Origin of the sequence: Amycolatopsis sp. NPDC021455 (assembly GCF_040640995.1) — a bacterium.
In the GTDB taxonomy this organism is placed as follows: domain Bacteria; phylum Actinomycetota; class Actinomycetes; order Mycobacteriales; family Pseudonocardiaceae; genus Amycolatopsis.
In genome coordinates, this window is sequence record NZ_JBFACT010000005.1 from 212,342 (window position 1) to 226,746 (window position 14,405).

The window sequence follows — 14,405 nt, forward strand, 5'->3', positions numbered from 1 at the left end:
CCTTGGTGTAGAGCTCGGTGGCGTTCTTCTCCGTCCCACCATGGCCACCGCCATCGCGGCGGCGGCGACCCACCAGCTCATTCCCGGCGTGCGGCGCCCGTTCACCCGTCGCCGGGCCACGGCGAACAGGGCCAGCGGCACGGCGATCGGACGCGCCCACCGGCTCAGTGCGGGCCAGTCCACCCACCCGGACAGCACCACCCTCCCGGCCAGTAGCGCCACCCCGCTGAGCACCAGCGCCCGCTCGCCGGGGTGGTGGCCACGCCGTCGGCGGCGGCCATCGTGCTGTGCCGCGGCGGCTTGGCCGGCGGGCTGTCGCCGCGCCGATCGGCCCGGGTTGCGGTGATCTTCGGCGTGGTGTGGGCAGCGTGGGTGGGGGCGAGCGCGGCGCTGGCCGCGGACGGCGTCCACCACGACCCGGACGCGGCGGTGCCGTGGCTGGGGATCGCCGCGTTCGCCGCCGCGCTGCTGGCCGCGCGGTTTCCAGGGCCGGCTCGCATCCTGGCCACCTCGGCCACGACGATGCGGCCGGCGTGGCCGCACGCGGTGCGGGTGGTGGGTGTGCTGTTCTGATCACCATGGCCCAGGGCACGCTTCCGCCCGTGTTCGCGCTGCCGGCCGGGCTCGGCGACATGGCGGTCGGCGTCGCGGCTCTTCTGCTGGGTCGCCGGTGGACCCCGCGTCGGGCGTTCTGGTTCAACGTGTTCGGCCTCGCCGACGTCGTCGTCGCGGTCACGCCGGGTCTGCTCGGCGGCCTGGCCACGCACCCGGTCCTGGCGGTCTCCCCGTCCACAGCGGCCATGTCCCCGCTGCCGCTCGCCTTGATCCCGACCACGGTGGTGCCGCTCGACGCGGCACTGCACGTGCTGTCGCTCGCCCGGCGGCGTTTCGCGATACGCACGGCCACGGCGCCGGCCGCTACATCGCGGTCGAGGACAACTCCATGATCGTCCAGTCAGCGGCGCGACCGAGCGACGTCACCGACAGGCCCACATCAGCGGCCAGCTCACGCACCTGTTCCATCGTCCGTTCCTTTCCTCCGTAGTACATCAGCATGCGGAGGTCGGTTTCGGAGTCGGTTCGGACGCCTTCCTCAGCCGCGAACTCGTCGACCACGATGACCTTGCCCCGCGTTCCGGCCGCGTCGGCGCAGTGGCCCAGGATGGTCCGGACGCCGGCGTCGTTCCAGTCGCTTTGGATCCGCGACACTATGTATCCGCCGGCTCCCAGGGGCAGTGGCTCCAAGAAACTTCCGCTGAGGGCTTCTGCTCTGTCGCTCAGCCCGGCATCGCGGAAGGTCCGGGTGGCGGGGCCGGCATCGCGGTCCACCAGCGTGCCCCGGAGACTTCCGTGTGCTCGCAGCAAGCCCGCCAGCAGTGTTCCGTTGCCGCCGCCCACGTCGACCACGCTGCCGAGCGCTCCCCAATCGTAGGACTCGGCGATCTCCTGGACTCTCTTTTTCATCCCCTCGGCCATCACCCGGTCGAAGTGGGCGGCCGATGACGGTTCTTTACCGAGATCTTCCCAGAAACTCGAGCCGTACTGGGCCGAGTAAGCGACGATGGTGCCGTTCCGGACGACGTCCGGAAGACGGACGAAAGACAGCTCGGCGCGCCCGGCCACGGTGCCGAGATCCAGGAAATCGGGATTCACGCCCTTGTCGTCTTCGACGAGCAGCTGATCACCGACGCGCGTCAACCCGAACCAGCCACCATCGTCTCGAGTCAGCACTCCGGCGCTCACCAAGTGGAGAAGGACGCGTTCGAGCACATCCGGATCGCTGTTCGTGTCCGCCGCCAGCGCTTGCGCGGTCAGTCGGCCCGCCGCGATCTTCTGCGGGATGCGCAGGGTGACCGCCACCCTGATCGACATCGGGGTGATCAGATCGGACATCTCTCGCAGGGTCCGGTCCGATTCCCGTTCGCTCGCGCTCCGTGCGGTCGTCGGAGTCTCAGCTGTCGCCATGTCTGCCTGTTCTCCTCAACGCCTGTTTCGGCACTCTGCCGTGGACGCCGGCGCTCGGCGGCTCGATGCCGGCTTCGCTTCGGCATCGAACCGCCGAGTTCCGTGGCGACTGTCAAGTCCTACCAACGCCACCGTCCGGGTGGCTTGGTGCCGAGGATGCGGCGCAGCTTGGCGATCATGGGTCGTTCACCTCCTTCCGGTGTCGGCGGTCTCCGTCTCAGGTGAGGGTGCGGAGGACGGTGAACGGCCGGGGAACGGCGCCTTCGACCATGGCCGGCCGGGCGTCGGCTCCGGTGACGGCCAGCCGGGCGTCCCTCGTGAGAGCCGTCAGCGTTTCGGTCATCAACGACAGTGCTACCGACGCGCCGACACAGGTATATGGCCCCGCGCCGAACGGGATGTAGGGCCCACGCTCACCTGATTCCGCCCATCGCTCAGGCCGGAAGACGTCGGGGTCGGCCCAGTGGTGCCGGTCGTGGTGCACCAGGAACGGGCTGACCGAGAGGACGTCGCCGGGCCGGAAGGGGAGGCCGCCGAATTCGGCCGGCCGGACGACGGTGCGGCCGACCATCCAGACCATCGGGCGGTGCCTCATCGCCTCGCGCACGATCCACGTGGCGGGCCACGGCCACGGGGAATCCGACGGGTGGTGCAGGCAGGTCAGCAACACCGACCAGGCCAGCGTGGAACTGACGGGCGCCACGATCGACCGGAACAGCACCAGGAAGACCTCGGCGACGGTGCGGTCGGCGAGGGCGTCCGGGCAGGCACCGAGCACGGCGTCCAGAACATCACGCGACCGCTCGAGCGGGCCTTCCCTGCGAGAGGCCACTTCTTCGGTGACGGCGGCGATCAGCTTTCCGCGCAGTACTTCCGCACGCGCCCGCTGCCACACGTGCGGCGGGCGAAACATGACGCCGCCGTGCAGGGCTTCATCCATCAACCGCCGCGGCCCGGCGGAACTCCCTGGGTGCAGCAGCACGTTTGCCAGGCCGCGGTATACGAGTTCGGACGCCGTGGCCGGCCAACGGCTCACGGCTGGCAGGTCTGCCAGTGCTCCGGCGAGTGCGTCCCGGTACTCGGGCACACCTGCGCGCAAGAAGTTCCGCGCCGCCTGGCCGATGGCGACCTGCGCGGCCCGCGTCGGCAGCAGTTCCCTGAAGAACCCGGACGCGCCGGTGTTGAATTCGGGGCTGCGCAGCAGTTCGCCGGCCAGTTGCACGTCGCTCACGCACCAACCGCCCCAGGGAAGCCGGATGATCCCCGTCGTGGTGCGACAGCGGAGGTCCGTGAGGTATTCGAAGGGATCCCGCCTGAGCCGGCGCCGGTACCCCATTCTCATGGAGCGGGCGAGCCGCTCGGCGGGAATCCGTCAAGGATGACCGCATCCCTGGGCTGGCGTGGTGTGCCGGAAGCCGACAGGCTCAGCGTCATGACCGGGCTCTCCCCCTCCCCGTTGAGCTGCACCGATGCGTAGATCATTCACTGGTGCAGCCCATCGTATTTTGCTCTCCTGGCCGAGCCTCGTCAAGAACGGCCACCGTGTCTGTTGTGGACAGACGGTGTACGGTGATTCACCGCGAAAATCTCCGGCCTTTCGACGATGGGAAATCGGGTTGGTGCGCCGAAGAGGTGAACACGCTGCGCGGGCAGGGATCACCGTGGCCCTACACCGGCCTCGTCCGCAACCCCACCGCGCGCACCAGGGCCGAAACTGCGTTTCGTGAAACCGAGGTAGTCACAGGAGGCCCGCTTGGTGCAGTTTCAAGAGTCCGCCGGCGACGCCCGGAGCCAAGCCGACCAGCAGCATTCGCAGAACCCGTACGGCGCGGTCGCCCCGGCGGTGATTGCGGTCGAGCACCGCGACCACGACGACGAACGATATCAGCAGCAGCACATAGCCGACCGCCGCCGCGATGAGCCACTTCGGCATCGCACACCTTCCTCACCTGAAAGATCAGGTGAGGCCACAACCTTCGGGGCTCGCTTCGCTTTATACACGGCCGAGCATGCTCTGAGTCCCGCCATCCGGGGGTATCGACCCGATCGAACCTGGTGCGGTCCGGACACTGCTGGGTCATGGTGTCGGCGCAGCATCCGCACCCGGTGCCGGCGCTCTCCGGACACCGCCGATCGAGTAACCGGGCCGGGAATGCTCTCCTCCGCTTGGTGCCGCGATCACGCACGATCCGCGCGAACGGTCCTCCGGCGCCAGGCCACGATCAAGACCACCGCCGGCAGCAGCAGCGACGGCAGGCCACCGATGAGCCAGCCATCGCCGGGAGTCACCGGCGAGATGTCCGGGGGCACGCCGGCGTGAGCCGGCGTCAGGTTCTGGGCCGGTGGCCCGCCCGCGGACCCGTTCTGGGTGTGCCAGTGCGCCCCGACCGCGTATTCGATGGCAGTGGGCATTCCGCATCCCTCCTCCGCCAAGGCGAGTCCGTGGTCAGTGTGACGGCACCGGCCGCGGAACTCCACACCCGGCGGATCAGCACGCCGGTTTCCCGGCCGGCGCGTGGGTCCTCGCGGCAGCAATCCACCCGTCTGCGGCCATCCGCTCGGGGCCGAACCGGTGCGTCACCCCGGTCAGCGTCAGCGCTCGCGGGCCGGGCCTGTTTCGACCCGAAGAAGGCGGTGGGCAAGACCTCGATGGAAGCGTGTGGCCCCGTGCGGTCAACCTGTGATTGGAGAGGCTCGGCCGTGAACGCACCAGCTCCGCAGGGCTTCCCGCCGTACCCTATGGGGTGCCTCGGCCGCCGAAGCGTGGCCTCGCGGTCGGCTGGATCATCGCTCTCGGGATGGTCGTCGTGGCCGGTGCCGGCGTGGCGGTGTTCGCGCTGCTGAACCGAGGCAGCGGCTACGACGCGGTCGAGGGCAAGTACGGGGCCGGCCCGCTGGCCAGTTGCGACGACTTCGCGGCCCGCGTGGGGAACTTGCCGCCGAAGCGGTCCGACACGCCGCTGGGAGGTACCCAGGGCTGGCTGTGCACCTTCACCGACGAAGAGAGCACGGTGACGGTCCACCCTGGACGTGGAAGTGACCAACGCGGCACGGCAACGCACCGGATTCGACGCCCTGACCGCGTCGGCCGGCTACGTGGTGGACCCGGCAGCGCACCTGGGGAGCGCGCCGCGTGGGGACCGATCGCCACCGGCCGGTCCTGCGAACTGATGGTGCTGGACAGCAACGCGACGTTCAAGGCCGGGCTCGACGACGGGAACGCCACACAGACCTGCAAGGACCGGGTGAAGGCCATCGCCCAGGCGCTCGACGACGTGATGCAACCGCGGTGAGGCGAGGTCTGGAACAGGTGTGCGTGGCCGCCGCGATACCTCGTCGGACCACTTGCCCCTAGTCGGAGCTTTCTGCGCGGGTTGATTCGCGGTTGAGCAGGGGGATGGCGATGGCGGCGATGGTGGATGCGGTGGCGGCGGCGAGGAGGGCGACGTGGTAGCCGTGGGTGATCTGCCACGTCGGTGTGCCGGTGGTGTGGCCTGCGGTGGCCTGGGCGATGGTGCTCAAGCCCGCGACGGCGAGGGCGCCGGAGAGGTTGGTGGATGTTTCGTGGATGCCGTAGGCGACTCCTTTGTGGACGAGGGGTACGTCCTTGCCGGCGGCGGCGTTGAGGGCGACCGCGGCGACGGCGGTGGTGAGGCCGAGCAGGACCAGTGCGGGGATGAACACGGGGATCAGGTCGTCGCGGGAGTTGGTGAGGCTGAGCAGGACGAGCCCGGCGGCGCAGCCGATGAGTGTGGTGGAGGCGACGGTGGTCCAGTTCAGCCGGTTGAGCAGCCGGGTGGCGAGGGGGGATCCGCAGAGCACGGCGATGCCGAGCGGGACGAAGGCCAGGCCTGCGGTGGCGGGGCTGAGGCCGAAGGCTTGCTGGAGCAGGAGTAGTCCGATGTAGACGGTTCCTTGGTAGGCGAACTCCTCGCCGGGCATGCCGGCCACGGAGGCGCGCAAGGCCGGCAGGCGCAGCAGCGGCCAGTGGATCAGCGGGGTGGTTGCGTGTGCTTCGCGCACTGCGAAGAGGCCGAGCAGGATGAGGGCTGCCGCGGCGGAGGTGAGGGTGACGGGTGCTGTCGCGCCGTAGCGGTCGATGGCGGTGAGGGCGAAGACCAGTGCCATCAGGCCGGTGACCGACAGTGCGGCGGAGACCAGCCCGAGCCGGGTCGACTGGTGCTGTGGCTGGTCGCGGGGGAGTACCCGGTCGCTGCCGAGGGCGGCCGCGGCGGCGATGAGCGCGGAGAGCCAGAACACCCATCGCCAGCCGAGTCCTTCGGTCACCAGCCCGCCGAGCACGGCGCCGAAGGCGGCGCCGCTGCCGCCGGCGATCGCGACGACGCCGAACCATTTGTTCCGGCGCGCCGGATCGGCCTGCGCGCTGATCAGGGCGAACGAGCTGGGCACCGCCAGCGCGGCGCCGATGCCCTGCAGGGCGCGGGCGCCGAGCAGGAACCAGCCGGTGGGGGCCAGGCCGGCCAGGACAGCACCGGCGGTGAAGGTCCATAGACCGGCACGCATCGTCCGGTGGGTGCCGAACCGGTCGCCGCAGCGGCCGCCGGCGAGCAGCAGGCCGCCGAGGGGCAGGGCGTAGGCGGTGATCACCCATTGGGCGGTGAGCGCGTCGAGGGTGAAGCGGGCTTGGATGGCCGGCAGCGCGACCACGACGACGAAACCGTCGAACACGGCGAGGAAGTTCGTCGCGGCGAGGATCGCGCCCACCAGTCCGGGGCGTTTCCGCTGGACGGCTGTCGTGTCCATCATTCGAGGCTAACCGGACGACGCGGAGCACGCAGAGGTCTTCGCCAGGTAGGTCCCCAGCGGCTCGGAGGCGGCTTCGGGGCGCTCCAGCTGTGCCCAGATGTTTCAGTCCGTGACGCTATCGGTCGTGGTGCAGGCGGGCGGGTGACTGCGCCGAGTCGTCGACGGGGTCGGCGTGGCGGTGCACGATTTTCCACTCGCCGTTTTCGCGCCGCCAGGTAAGCGAAGTCTTCCCCGACGTCGGCGGCGATCACTTCCCACTCGCACGAACGGCAGTTCGAGAAGCGGGCCGCGAGTTTCTCGAACATCGGACCGACCTCGGCCCACCCGATCGGGCTGAACGCCGCGCCGAAGACGGTGACCGGATCGGTGTGCGACCACATTTCGAAACGCGGACCCGCGTCACCGTTGTGGAGCGCCGTTTCGGCGTGGTGAATGCGTGGCATCACTTCGTCGAGGAATTGCTTGGTGTCGCTCATTCGACCTCCTCGGTGCCGATCGGGGAGCGGCCCAGCCGGTGCAACAGCTGATCTTGCCGGGACGCGGTGCGCGGTAGGCCGGCGTGCGCCGGTGCGAACGCGTGTTGCCGGGGGCCGAGATCGAGGCCGGCGGTGTAGGCGAGGAGGAAGGCCACGACGTCCTCGTCGAGGGTTTCGTCCGCGCCGATCGCGCGAGCGAGATCCCACGCGTGGACCGCGGAGTCGAGGATGCGCATCGACAGCAGTTCACGCCCCGTCCGGTCACCGGCCACGTGATGCGCGATGCGGTCGAAAACACCTTCCTCGCGAAAGCACGCGACAACGCCGTCCGCGGTCGCGATGAACGACGCCGGCGCGTCGTCGCCGAGGTGATCGACGTCGCGAGTCGCTTCGACCCGCTCGGTCGACGCGCCCCGCAACAACAGCCGGTACCGGACATTCGCGCCGACGACGTGATTGACGAGCGCGCGGACATTCCACTCCGAGCACGGCGTCGGTCGCCGCCAGTCGCCGGCTCCGACGAGGCGCAGCCGTCGTCCGAACTCGTCGTGGGCGACGACGAGCAGCTCGAGAGGATCTCTCGGCACCGTCACCTGTGGATTGTCGCGCCGTGGCGGGTGGCGGGCAAGGCGGCGGACAGGTGTGTATTTCAGCGTTGCCGGGTGGGGTGCGTGTCAGCTTTACAGCCTTACGGCGCCAATCCCCGGTCGCCGCGCGGCTGGACACGTTGAAGGTGGTGTTGAGCATCGCGGTCGGCAGCGGCGGCGGACCCGGCAGTGGCCGGCGGCTGGCGTGCCGCCGGCGCTGCGTGGCTACCTCAGCAGTTCGGGCCGCTGTAGGGGTTGTAGAACGTCCGGGCTCCGTCCAAATCGGAGCCGGCCGCGTAGACGTGGACGGTGACCGCCCAGACCCCGCAGCCGCGGGTGTCTTCGCCGGAGAAGGCGCCCCACGTCGTTTTCGAGCCGCAGCCGCCGCTGTTCGCGCGGTCCTTGCCCCACCAGTTGTCCTTGTCGATGTAGGTGGAAATGTAGATCCGCCACGAGACGGACTTCCCGTCACACTTGTTGTCGACCAGGGCCGACGACGTGATGGTGAAATGCTTGTAGCTGTCCCACTGCAGGTTGCCGGACAGGATCGCCGCGGTCTTGCTGATGCCGATGTTGTCGTCCGCGAGGGCCGCGCCCGCCGAGAACACCATCAGCACCGCGACGATCGGGACCACGAACAGGGCACGCAACTTCCTCATCTGTCTCCTTCGGACGGTGTTGGATCACACCCCTCATCGCCACGGTCTCGACCGCCGTTATCACGTTCGGTGAACAGCGCCGATGATCATGGAACAGCTGCGGGTAATCGTGAACCGCCGGAGATCATGTTCCTCGGTCGCGCAGCGGGCTCACGCCGTGAAGCCGCCGTCGACCGGGACGACCACGCCGCTCAAGTGGCTCGCCCGGTCGCTCAGCAGGAATGCCGCGGTCGAGCCGACTTCCGTGCCCGTGCCCGCTTTCCGCAACGGCGTCGCCGCGATGCGCGCCTCCACCCCGCCCGGGATCGTTCGGCGCAGCTCATCCAGCATCGGGGTCTCCGTCGGGCCCGGAGCCAGCACGTTGACGCGGATGCCGAGCGGCCCGAAGTCGTGCGCGGCGGTGCGGGTCAGGCCGATCACGGCGTGCTTGCTCGCCTGGTAGGCGCCCATGCCCGGGCTGCCGCGCAGGCCGCCGATGCTGCTCACGTTCACGATCGAACCGGACCCCTGCGCCGCCATCACCGCGACCTCCGAACGCAGGCACAGCCACGTGCCCTTGACGTTCACCGCCATGATCCGGTCGAAGTCCGCTTCGGACACCTGGTCGAGCCGGCCGGCGCCGCCCATGGCCGCGTTGTTGAACGCGCCGTCGAGGCGGCCGAAGCGGGAGACCGTCGCCGATACGAAAGCGTCCACATCGGACGCCGACGACACATCGCCCGTCGTGTAGGCGACGTCGTGGCCGGACAGCTCCGCGGCCAGCTTCGCCAGGGGTTCCTCGTGCCGCGCCACCAGCATCACCGAGGCGCCATCGGAAGCGAACACCCGCGCGGCGTCCGCGCCGATGCCCGAACTGGCCCCGACGACCAGGATCACCTTGCCGGTCAGCAAGCTCATGCCGTTCCTCCTCGCAGTGCCAGCATCGCGCGGGCGTCGGCCGGCGTGGCGATCGGTTTCCCGAGGTCCTCCACCACTGCCCGGATCTTCCGGACCTGCTGCGCGTTGCTCTCCGCGAGCCGCCCCTTGCCGATCCACAGGCTGTCCTCCAGGCCGACGCGGACGTGCCCGCCGAGCCACGCGCTGTGCGTGCCGAAGCTCAGCTGGTCGCGCCCGGCGGCGAACGCCGAAAACACGTAGTCGTCGCCGAACAGCTTGTCCGCGATCCGCACCATGTGCTCCAGGTTCGCGTGGTCGGCGCCGATCCCGCCGAGGACGCCGAACACGCCCTGGATCAGCAACGGCGGTCTCGCCAGGCCCAGCTCCACGAAGTACGCCAGCGAGTACAGGTGCCCGATGTCGTAGCACTCGTACTCGAACCGCGTCCCGGACTCCCCGAGCGTCCGCAGTGTGTGCTCGATCTTGTCGAAAGTGTTCACGAACGGCTTCGAGTACGTGTTGAGCACGTACGGCTTTTCCCAGTCGTGCTTCCACTCGGTCACCTTGCCGGCGATGCCGGAGTAGACGAAGTTCATCGACCCCATGTTCATCGACGCGAGCTCGGGCCGCAGCCGGTGGGCGGCCGCGAGCCGTTCGTCCATCGTCATCGAGGACGCGCCGCCCGTGGTGATGTTGACGACGGCGTCGGACTCCGCGGTGATCCGCCCGGCGATCTTCTCGAAAACGCCGGGATCGGGCGTCGGGCGGCCGTCCGGCTCGCGGGCATGCAGGTGGACGATCGCCGATCCCGCTTCGATCGCCGCCAAGGCGGCGTCGGCGACCTCGTCGGCGGACAGGGGCAAGTACGGGCTCTGCGACGGGATGTGCACCGAGCCCGTGATCGCGGTGGTGATGATGACCTTCTCGGCCGTGCGCATCAATCCTCCTGGGTGCGAGCCGCGTCCCGGAACGCCCGCACCAGGCCGCGGGCGGCTTCGGCCAGCATTGTCGTGTCGTTGCTGAGCAGGACGAAGTCGCAGCCGTCCCGGACCGCTCGCGCGGCCTTCTCCGGAACGCCGCCGAACGCCAGCCCGCACTTCTTCCCGGCGTCGTGCGCGGCCGTGATCGCCGAGGCGATGAGGTCGAGCACGTCGGGGGACGCGGGCGTCGACCCCGTGGACATCGACAGGTCCGCGGCGCCGACGAACACCGCGTCCACGGTGTCCAGTGCGAGCATCTCCGGTGCGGCCTTGATCGCCTCGACGCTTTCCAGCTGCGGGATGCAGAGGACCTCGTCGTTGCCGATCGCGAGGTACTCGGGGTTGGGGCGAAGTCCCCATGCCCCGGCCCGGCTGGTGCCGCCGGCGCCGCGGCCGCCGTGCGGCGGGAACCGGCAGGCCCGCCCGACCGCGGCCGCTTCCTCGACCGTGTCGACGTGCGGGACGAGGATGCCCATGGCGCCGGCGTCGAGGATCTTCTGGATCGTCGACGGCGTCTTGTCCGGCACCCGCACCAGCGGCGTCACGCCGAGCGCGGCGGCGGTGTTGATCAGCCGGTACGCCGTCACCAGGTCCAGAGGCGAGTGCTCGAGGTCGACGACGACGAAGTCGAACCCGGCGAAAGCCATGATCTCGGCGGGCTCGGTCGAGGCGATCTTCAGCCACGTCCCGACAGGAGTGACGGGACGGCTGAACAGCCCGCCCCCGGTGCGCCCGCTCACGGCTGTGACATCCGGGGCTTCGCCCCGGGCCGGGGGCTCCGCCACCCGGAGCCCCCGGAAAGCGGCCTCGGATAATCGTCGGCGTTCAACACCCAGCCCGGCTTCTCCGAGAAGTCCACCCGCGGCGGGCTGAAGATGTCGATCAGCTGGTTCACGCCCGGGTCGATCGCCGCGGAGGTGTGCACGGTCGGCGGCGGGATGATCGTCACCGACGGGCTGCCGATCCGGACGTGCTCGTCCTCGCGCCAGGTGGTGCTGTCGGGTAACCACGGCGTCCGGATGTGGTGCACGTATTCCCCCTGCACGGCCAGGGAAAGCTGCTCGAAGTCGTCGTGGTGGTGCGGCGAGAGCTTGCGCGGGTCACGCGGGCCGTTCTGCGGCGGCAGGAAGTTCACCATGAACGACCGCGTGCGGAAGATCCGCCCGAACCGCTTCGGGTCGTCCGGGACCTCGGACAGCGGGTAAAAGCGGACACGCTGCTCGGCGGGCGCCGGCCAGCGCTCCAGCAGCGCCACCCGCGGGTGGTCCTCGGCGTAGGCGTCCGCGTTGGCGACGCGGTCCCGCCAGGCCGGTTCGGTGGCTTCGACCAGCCGGACCAGCGGCCCGTCGCCGTGCACGCTGATCCGCGACGCGCCGGGCGGCACCACGACGAGCCCTGGTGAGTCCACTTTGGTCGTGCCATCGCCGCTGAGCACGGTGAACGCGGGGGAGGCGTCGGTGACGATGATCGCCAGCTCGCCCTCGAGGGTGCCGTTGTCGAGGTCGTCGCCGTCGCGGGCGTCGGTGTGGACGAGGATGACGTTCTGCGCCCGCACGACCGGGGTTTCCCACAGGTCGAGGTACTGCGCGGCGGCGATCGCGGCGCCGCTGTCGGGCCGGGGCGCGGTGGCCAGGGCCGAGCGGGGATCGTCCTTTTCGTACACGAGCGGGTCCTTTCAGGCGTCGAGGTTCAGCAGGTACGCCGGGTTGTCGCGGACCATCCGCCGCAGATCCTTCTCCGGCAGGCCGAGGTCGAGCAGCGCCTCGCCCACGCGCAGCCACGCGTCGACCGGCTTCGGATTGGCCTTCTGACCGAAGTCCGACGCCAGCACGGTGTGTTCCGGGCCGAGCGCCTCGATCCAGGCCAGCAGGTTCTCCGGGGCCCACTTCTGCGTGCCCTCGGGGTCGTACATGCCGACCTCGTGCTCGACGAACGCGCCGAGTTCGATCAGCTCGCGGCACAGCGCCGGGTCGGCGCCGATGACGAAGTCGGGGTGGCTGACGACCATCCGCTCCAGCCCGCGCTCGTGGGCCTCCTGGAACAGCGTCTTGATGTATCCGGGGTACATGTGGCCGCCGTTGAGCACGGCTTGCTGTTCCTTGATCTCGTCGAGGATCTCGAGCGCCTCGGGCTTGAGCGCGCCCGCGTCGTCGACGATGTCGATGCGCTCCAGCGTCAGCGGGACGGTGGTGGTCGGGAAGGCACCGTCCTCGGGGTGACAGTCGATGTGCCGTCCGGAGGAGATGGTCGGGAACCAGACGACCTTGCCGCCCATCCGCAGCGTCATCCGCACCGCGTGGACATTGAGGCCGCCGACCGTGCTGTTCAGCGCGATGCCGCCGAAGGCCTGTGCTTTGACCTCGGCGAGGCGGCCCTTCATCGCGAGGATGTCCATCTGGGTGTTGTGGTGGTGGGACTTCGCGACCATGGCGCGCATCCCGATGCGCGCGCCGTCCCGCGCGGCCTCGACGTGGTCGAAGCGCCGCGGGAACGGGCTCGGACCGGAATGGACGTGCATGTCGACCAGGCCGTCCAGGACTGAGGCGATGGCGGGACGCGGGCTCATGAGCGGCCTCTCGGTTCGCATAATGAAGTCGAAGTTCACTATAAGACCGCCTGTCAAGCCTGTGGCCGGTCTTGTGCATCGACAGACGCCTATCTAGAGTGTCCGCTGTTCACTTTGTGAACATTCAGTTCGGAGCAACGGAGGACGCTGATGTCCACACCGCCCACTGCCGCGGAGGCGGCCGCACGTTCCGGCACCCCGCACGGCCCGGACATGACCAAGGTGCGTGCCGCGGTCCGCGGCGGGACGCTCGCCTACTTCGTCGACCAGTTCGACATCTACCTCCCGATCGTCGTGCTGGCGCCGGCGACGGCGTACTTCCAGGCGGCGAACCTGAGCGCGAGCACGACCGCGGTGCTGGCCTCCCTGGTGTTCGCCTCGACGCTGATCGGCAGGCCGCTCGGCGCGATCATCTTCGGCCACTTCGCCGACACCGTCGGGCGCAAGCGCACCACGCTGGTCGCCGTCGGCGGGTTCGGCACCATCACGCTGCTGACCGCGTGCCTGCCCGGGCACGAGACGATCGGCATGTGGTCGGTCGGCACCCTCATCGCGCTGCGGTTCGTCGACGGGATCTTCCTCGGCGGCGAATACACGACCGCGGTGCCGCTGGCGATGGAGTGGAGCCCCAAGCACAAACGCGGGCTCTACGCCTCGATCATCACCGCGACCTCGCCCGCCGCGTACGCGCTCATCGCCGCGATCACCCTGCTGATGCTGCAGCTGCTCCCCGCCGCCGGATTGCACAGCGCGTACGTGCAGTGGGGCTGGCGGATCCCGTTCCTCGTCGGCGCGCTGCTGGCCGCGGTGCTGTTCCGCTACTACCTCAAGCAGGTCCACGAGCCCCCGGCCGAGCTGACCGGCGAGAAGCACAAGCTGCCGTTCGTCCGGCTGCTCAAGAAGTACCCGCGGGCGCTGGGGCAGGTGTTCGTGCTGATGACCGGCACGTGGCTGGCGACCAACATGGAGGCCGCCGTGACCCCCGCCCAGCTGAAGGCGCACCTCGACCTCTCGAGCAAAGAGGTCACGATGACGATGCTCGTCATCAACGCGGCCGCCGCGCTGTCCTACCCGGTGTTCGGCGTGCTGTCCCAGCGCATCGGACGGCGGCGGTTCTACCTGGGCTACGGCCTCTCGATGGTCGTGATCGGTGCAGGTTCCTACGCGCTCCTGATGACCTCGAACGGCGGCTTCGGCGCAGCGCTCGGCTTCGGCGTGCTGATCGGCGTGTTCACCGTCGGCACGTTCGGCCCGATCGCGGCGTACCTGACCGAGCGGTTCCCGGCGAGCATCCGCTCGACCGGCTACGGCGTCGGCTACAGCCTCGCGCTCATCGCGCCCGCCTTCTACCAGTTCTACCTGCAGCGGTTCGACGGTGTGCTGCCCGCGTACCTGGCCCCGGCGGTCCTGCTCGTCCTCGCCGGCCTGCTGGTCAGCCTCGGCGGGTTCCTGGGCCCGGAGACCAAGGACGTCGACATGGCCGACGACAGCACCATCCCGGCTCTGTCCTGAATGGACCTCGTCGCGCT

The 14,405-nt window shown here is 69.6% G+C and carries 17 protein-coding genes; 4 read left to right on the plus strand and 13 right to left on the minus strand.

The genetic code is table 11. The features are described from left to right. Window positions 1–255: 255 nt before the first annotated feature. Window positions 256–573, plus strand: a complete 318-nt coding sequence (locus AB0G28_RS10345; RefSeq protein ID WP_361085819.1) for a hypothetical protein — start codon at window positions 256–258, stop codon at window positions 571–573. A 5-nt stretch (window positions 574–578) separates the two neighbouring features. After that, window positions 579–947: a hypothetical protein gene (locus tag AB0G28_RS10350; RefSeq protein ID WP_361085822.1), complete on the plus strand. Its 369-nt coding sequence runs from the start codon at window positions 579–581 to the stop codon at window positions 945–947. Here the strand turns inward: AB0G28_RS10350 and AB0G28_RS10355 are convergent. The 4 genes from AB0G28_RS10355 to AB0G28_RS10370 form a co-directional block, all read right to left on the minus strand. Further along, window positions 919–1,893 (minus strand): methyltransferase, encoded by a 975-nt coding sequence (locus AB0G28_RS10355; RefSeq protein ID WP_361085825.1) that lies wholly within the window; start codon window positions 1,891–1,893, stop codon window positions 919–921. The two genes, AB0G28_RS10350 and AB0G28_RS10355, sit on opposite strands and share 29 nt — an antisense overlap. A gap of 289 nt (window positions 1,894–2,182) precedes the next feature. Next, window positions 2,183–3,196 carry a cytochrome P450 gene (locus AB0G28_RS10360; protein ID WP_361085828.1) on the minus strand — a complete coding sequence of 338 codons (1,014 nt, stop codon included), beginning with the start codon at window positions 3,194–3,196 and terminating at the stop codon, window positions 2,183–2,185. 507 nt (window positions 3,197–3,703) lie between these two features. Continuing rightward, window positions 3,704–3,898 (minus strand): hypothetical protein, encoded by a 195-nt coding sequence (locus tag AB0G28_RS10365; protein ID WP_361085831.1) that lies wholly within the window; start codon window positions 3,896–3,898, stop codon window positions 3,704–3,706. Between the two features lie 245 nt (window positions 3,899–4,143). Further along, the gene (locus tag AB0G28_RS10370; RefSeq protein ID WP_361085834.1) at window positions 4,144–4,377 is read right to left on the minus strand and encodes a hypothetical protein; all 234 of its coding nucleotides are present in this window, start codon (window positions 4,375–4,377) and stop codon (window positions 4,144–4,146) included. A gap of 386 nt (window positions 4,378–4,763) precedes the next feature. On the opposite strand from AB0G28_RS10370, the gene AB0G28_RS10375 reads away from it, so the two are divergent. After that, window positions 4,764–5,258 (plus strand): hypothetical protein, encoded by a 495-nt coding sequence (locus tag AB0G28_RS10375; protein ID WP_361085837.1) that lies wholly within the window; start codon window positions 4,764–4,766, stop codon window positions 5,256–5,258. Window positions 5,259–5,316: 58 nt separating this feature from the next. Here the strand turns inward: AB0G28_RS10375 and AB0G28_RS10380 are convergent, their stop codons facing one another. From AB0G28_RS10380 to AB0G28_RS10420, 9 genes are all read right to left on the minus strand, one after another. Continuing rightward, window positions 5,317–6,729: an MFS transporter gene (locus tag AB0G28_RS10380; protein ID WP_361085840.1), complete on the minus strand. Its 1,413-nt coding sequence runs from the start codon at window positions 6,727–6,729 to the stop codon at window positions 5,317–5,319. Further along, window positions 6,729–7,208 carry a hypothetical protein gene (locus AB0G28_RS10385; RefSeq protein WP_361085843.1) on the minus strand — a complete coding sequence of 160 codons (480 nt, stop codon included), beginning with the start codon at window positions 7,206–7,208 and terminating at the stop codon, window positions 6,729–6,731. The genes AB0G28_RS10380 and AB0G28_RS10385 overlap by 1 nt, the downstream gene beginning before the upstream one ends. Beyond that, window positions 7,205–7,801 carry a TIGR03086 family metal-binding protein gene (locus tag AB0G28_RS10390; RefSeq protein ID WP_361085846.1) on the minus strand — a complete coding sequence of 199 codons (597 nt, stop codon included), beginning with the start codon at window positions 7,799–7,801 and terminating at the stop codon, window positions 7,205–7,207. Before AB0G28_RS10390 ends, AB0G28_RS10385 begins: the two co-directional genes overlap by 4 nt. 224 nt (window positions 7,802–8,025) lie before the next feature. Continuing rightward, the gene (locus AB0G28_RS10395) at window positions 8,026–8,454 is read right to left on the minus strand and encodes a hypothetical protein (RefSeq protein ID WP_361085849.1); all 429 of its coding nucleotides are present in this window, start codon (window positions 8,452–8,454) and stop codon (window positions 8,026–8,028) included. Window positions 8,455–8,604: 150 nt separating this feature from the next. Then, entirely contained in the window at window positions 8,605–9,351 is a 747-nt protein-coding gene (locus AB0G28_RS10400) for an SDR family NAD(P)-dependent oxidoreductase (protein WP_361085852.1), read from the minus strand. Continuing rightward, window positions 9,348–10,268, minus strand: coding sequence for a 3-keto-5-aminohexanoate cleavage protein (locus AB0G28_RS10405; RefSeq protein WP_361085855.1), 921 nt, complete (start codon window positions 10,266–10,268; stop codon window positions 9,348–9,350). Before AB0G28_RS10405 ends, AB0G28_RS10400 begins: the two co-directional genes overlap by 4 nt. Then, window positions 10,268–11,050 carry an aldolase/citrate lyase family protein gene (locus AB0G28_RS10410; RefSeq protein WP_361085858.1) on the minus strand — a complete coding sequence of 261 codons (783 nt, stop codon included), beginning with the start codon at window positions 11,048–11,050 and terminating at the stop codon, window positions 10,268–10,270. The genes AB0G28_RS10405 and AB0G28_RS10410 overlap by 1 nt, the downstream gene beginning before the upstream one ends. Then, window positions 11,047–11,973: a hypothetical protein gene (locus AB0G28_RS10415; RefSeq protein WP_361085861.1), complete on the minus strand. Its 927-nt coding sequence runs from the start codon at window positions 11,971–11,973 to the stop codon at window positions 11,047–11,049. Before AB0G28_RS10415 ends, AB0G28_RS10410 begins: the two co-directional genes overlap by 4 nt. Before the next feature lie 12 nt (window positions 11,974–11,985). Further along, window positions 11,986–12,876 carry a DUF6282 family protein gene (locus AB0G28_RS10420; RefSeq protein ID WP_361085864.1) on the minus strand — a complete coding sequence of 297 codons (891 nt, stop codon included), beginning with the start codon at window positions 12,874–12,876 and terminating at the stop codon, window positions 11,986–11,988. A 150-nt stretch (window positions 12,877–13,026) separates the two neighbouring features. On the opposite strand from AB0G28_RS10420, the gene AB0G28_RS10425 reads away from it, so the two are divergent. Further along, window positions 13,027–14,388, plus strand: coding sequence for an MFS transporter (locus tag AB0G28_RS10425; protein WP_361085867.1), 1,362 nt, complete (start codon window positions 13,027–13,029; stop codon window positions 14,386–14,388). Window positions 14,389–14,405 lie beyond the last annotated feature (17 nt).

Coding starts and splice junctions, on each gene's coding strand:
- AB0G28_RS10350 (WP_361085822.1), top strand. CDS start 579: ATGGCCCAGGGCACGCTTCCGCCCGTGTTCGCGCTGCCGGCCGGGCTC.
- AB0G28_RS10355 (WP_361085825.1), bottom strand. CDS start 1,893: ATGTCCGATCTGATCACCCCGATGTCGATCAGGGTGGCGGTCACCCTG.
- AB0G28_RS10365 (WP_361085831.1), bottom strand. CDS start 3,898: ATGCCGAAGTGGCTCATCGCGGCGGCGGTCGGCTATGTGCTGCTGCTG.
- AB0G28_RS10370 (WP_361085834.1), bottom strand. CDS start 4,377: ATGCCCACTGCCATCGAATACGCGGTCGGGGCGCACTGGCACACCCAG.
- AB0G28_RS10375 (WP_361085837.1), top strand. CDS start 4,764: ATGGTCGTCGTGGCCGGTGCCGGCGTGGCGGTGTTCGCGCTGCTGAAC.
- AB0G28_RS10380 (WP_361085840.1), bottom strand. CDS start 6,729: ATGGACACGACAGCCGTCCAGCGGAAACGCCCCGGACTGGTGGGCGCG.
- AB0G28_RS10385 (WP_361085843.1), bottom strand. CDS start 7,208: ATGAGCGACACCAAGCAATTCCTCGACGAAGTGATGCCACGCATTCAC.
- AB0G28_RS10395 (WP_361085849.1), bottom strand. CDS start 8,454: ATGAGGAAGTTGCGTGCCCTGTTCGTGGTCCCGATCGTCGCGGTGCTG.
- AB0G28_RS10400 (WP_361085852.1), bottom strand. CDS start 9,351: ATGAGCTTGCTGACCGGCAAGGTGATCCTGGTCGTCGGGGCCAGTTCG.
- AB0G28_RS10405 (WP_361085855.1), bottom strand. CDS start 10,268: ATGCGCACGGCCGAGAAGGTCATCATCACCACCGCGATCACGGGCTCG.
- AB0G28_RS10420 (WP_361085864.1), bottom strand. CDS start 12,876: ATGAGCCCGCGTCCCGCCATCGCCTCAGTCCTGGACGGCCTGGTCGAC.
- AB0G28_RS10425 (WP_361085867.1), top strand. CDS start 13,027: ATGTCCACACCGCCCACTGCCGCGGAGGCGGCCGCACGTTCCGGCACC.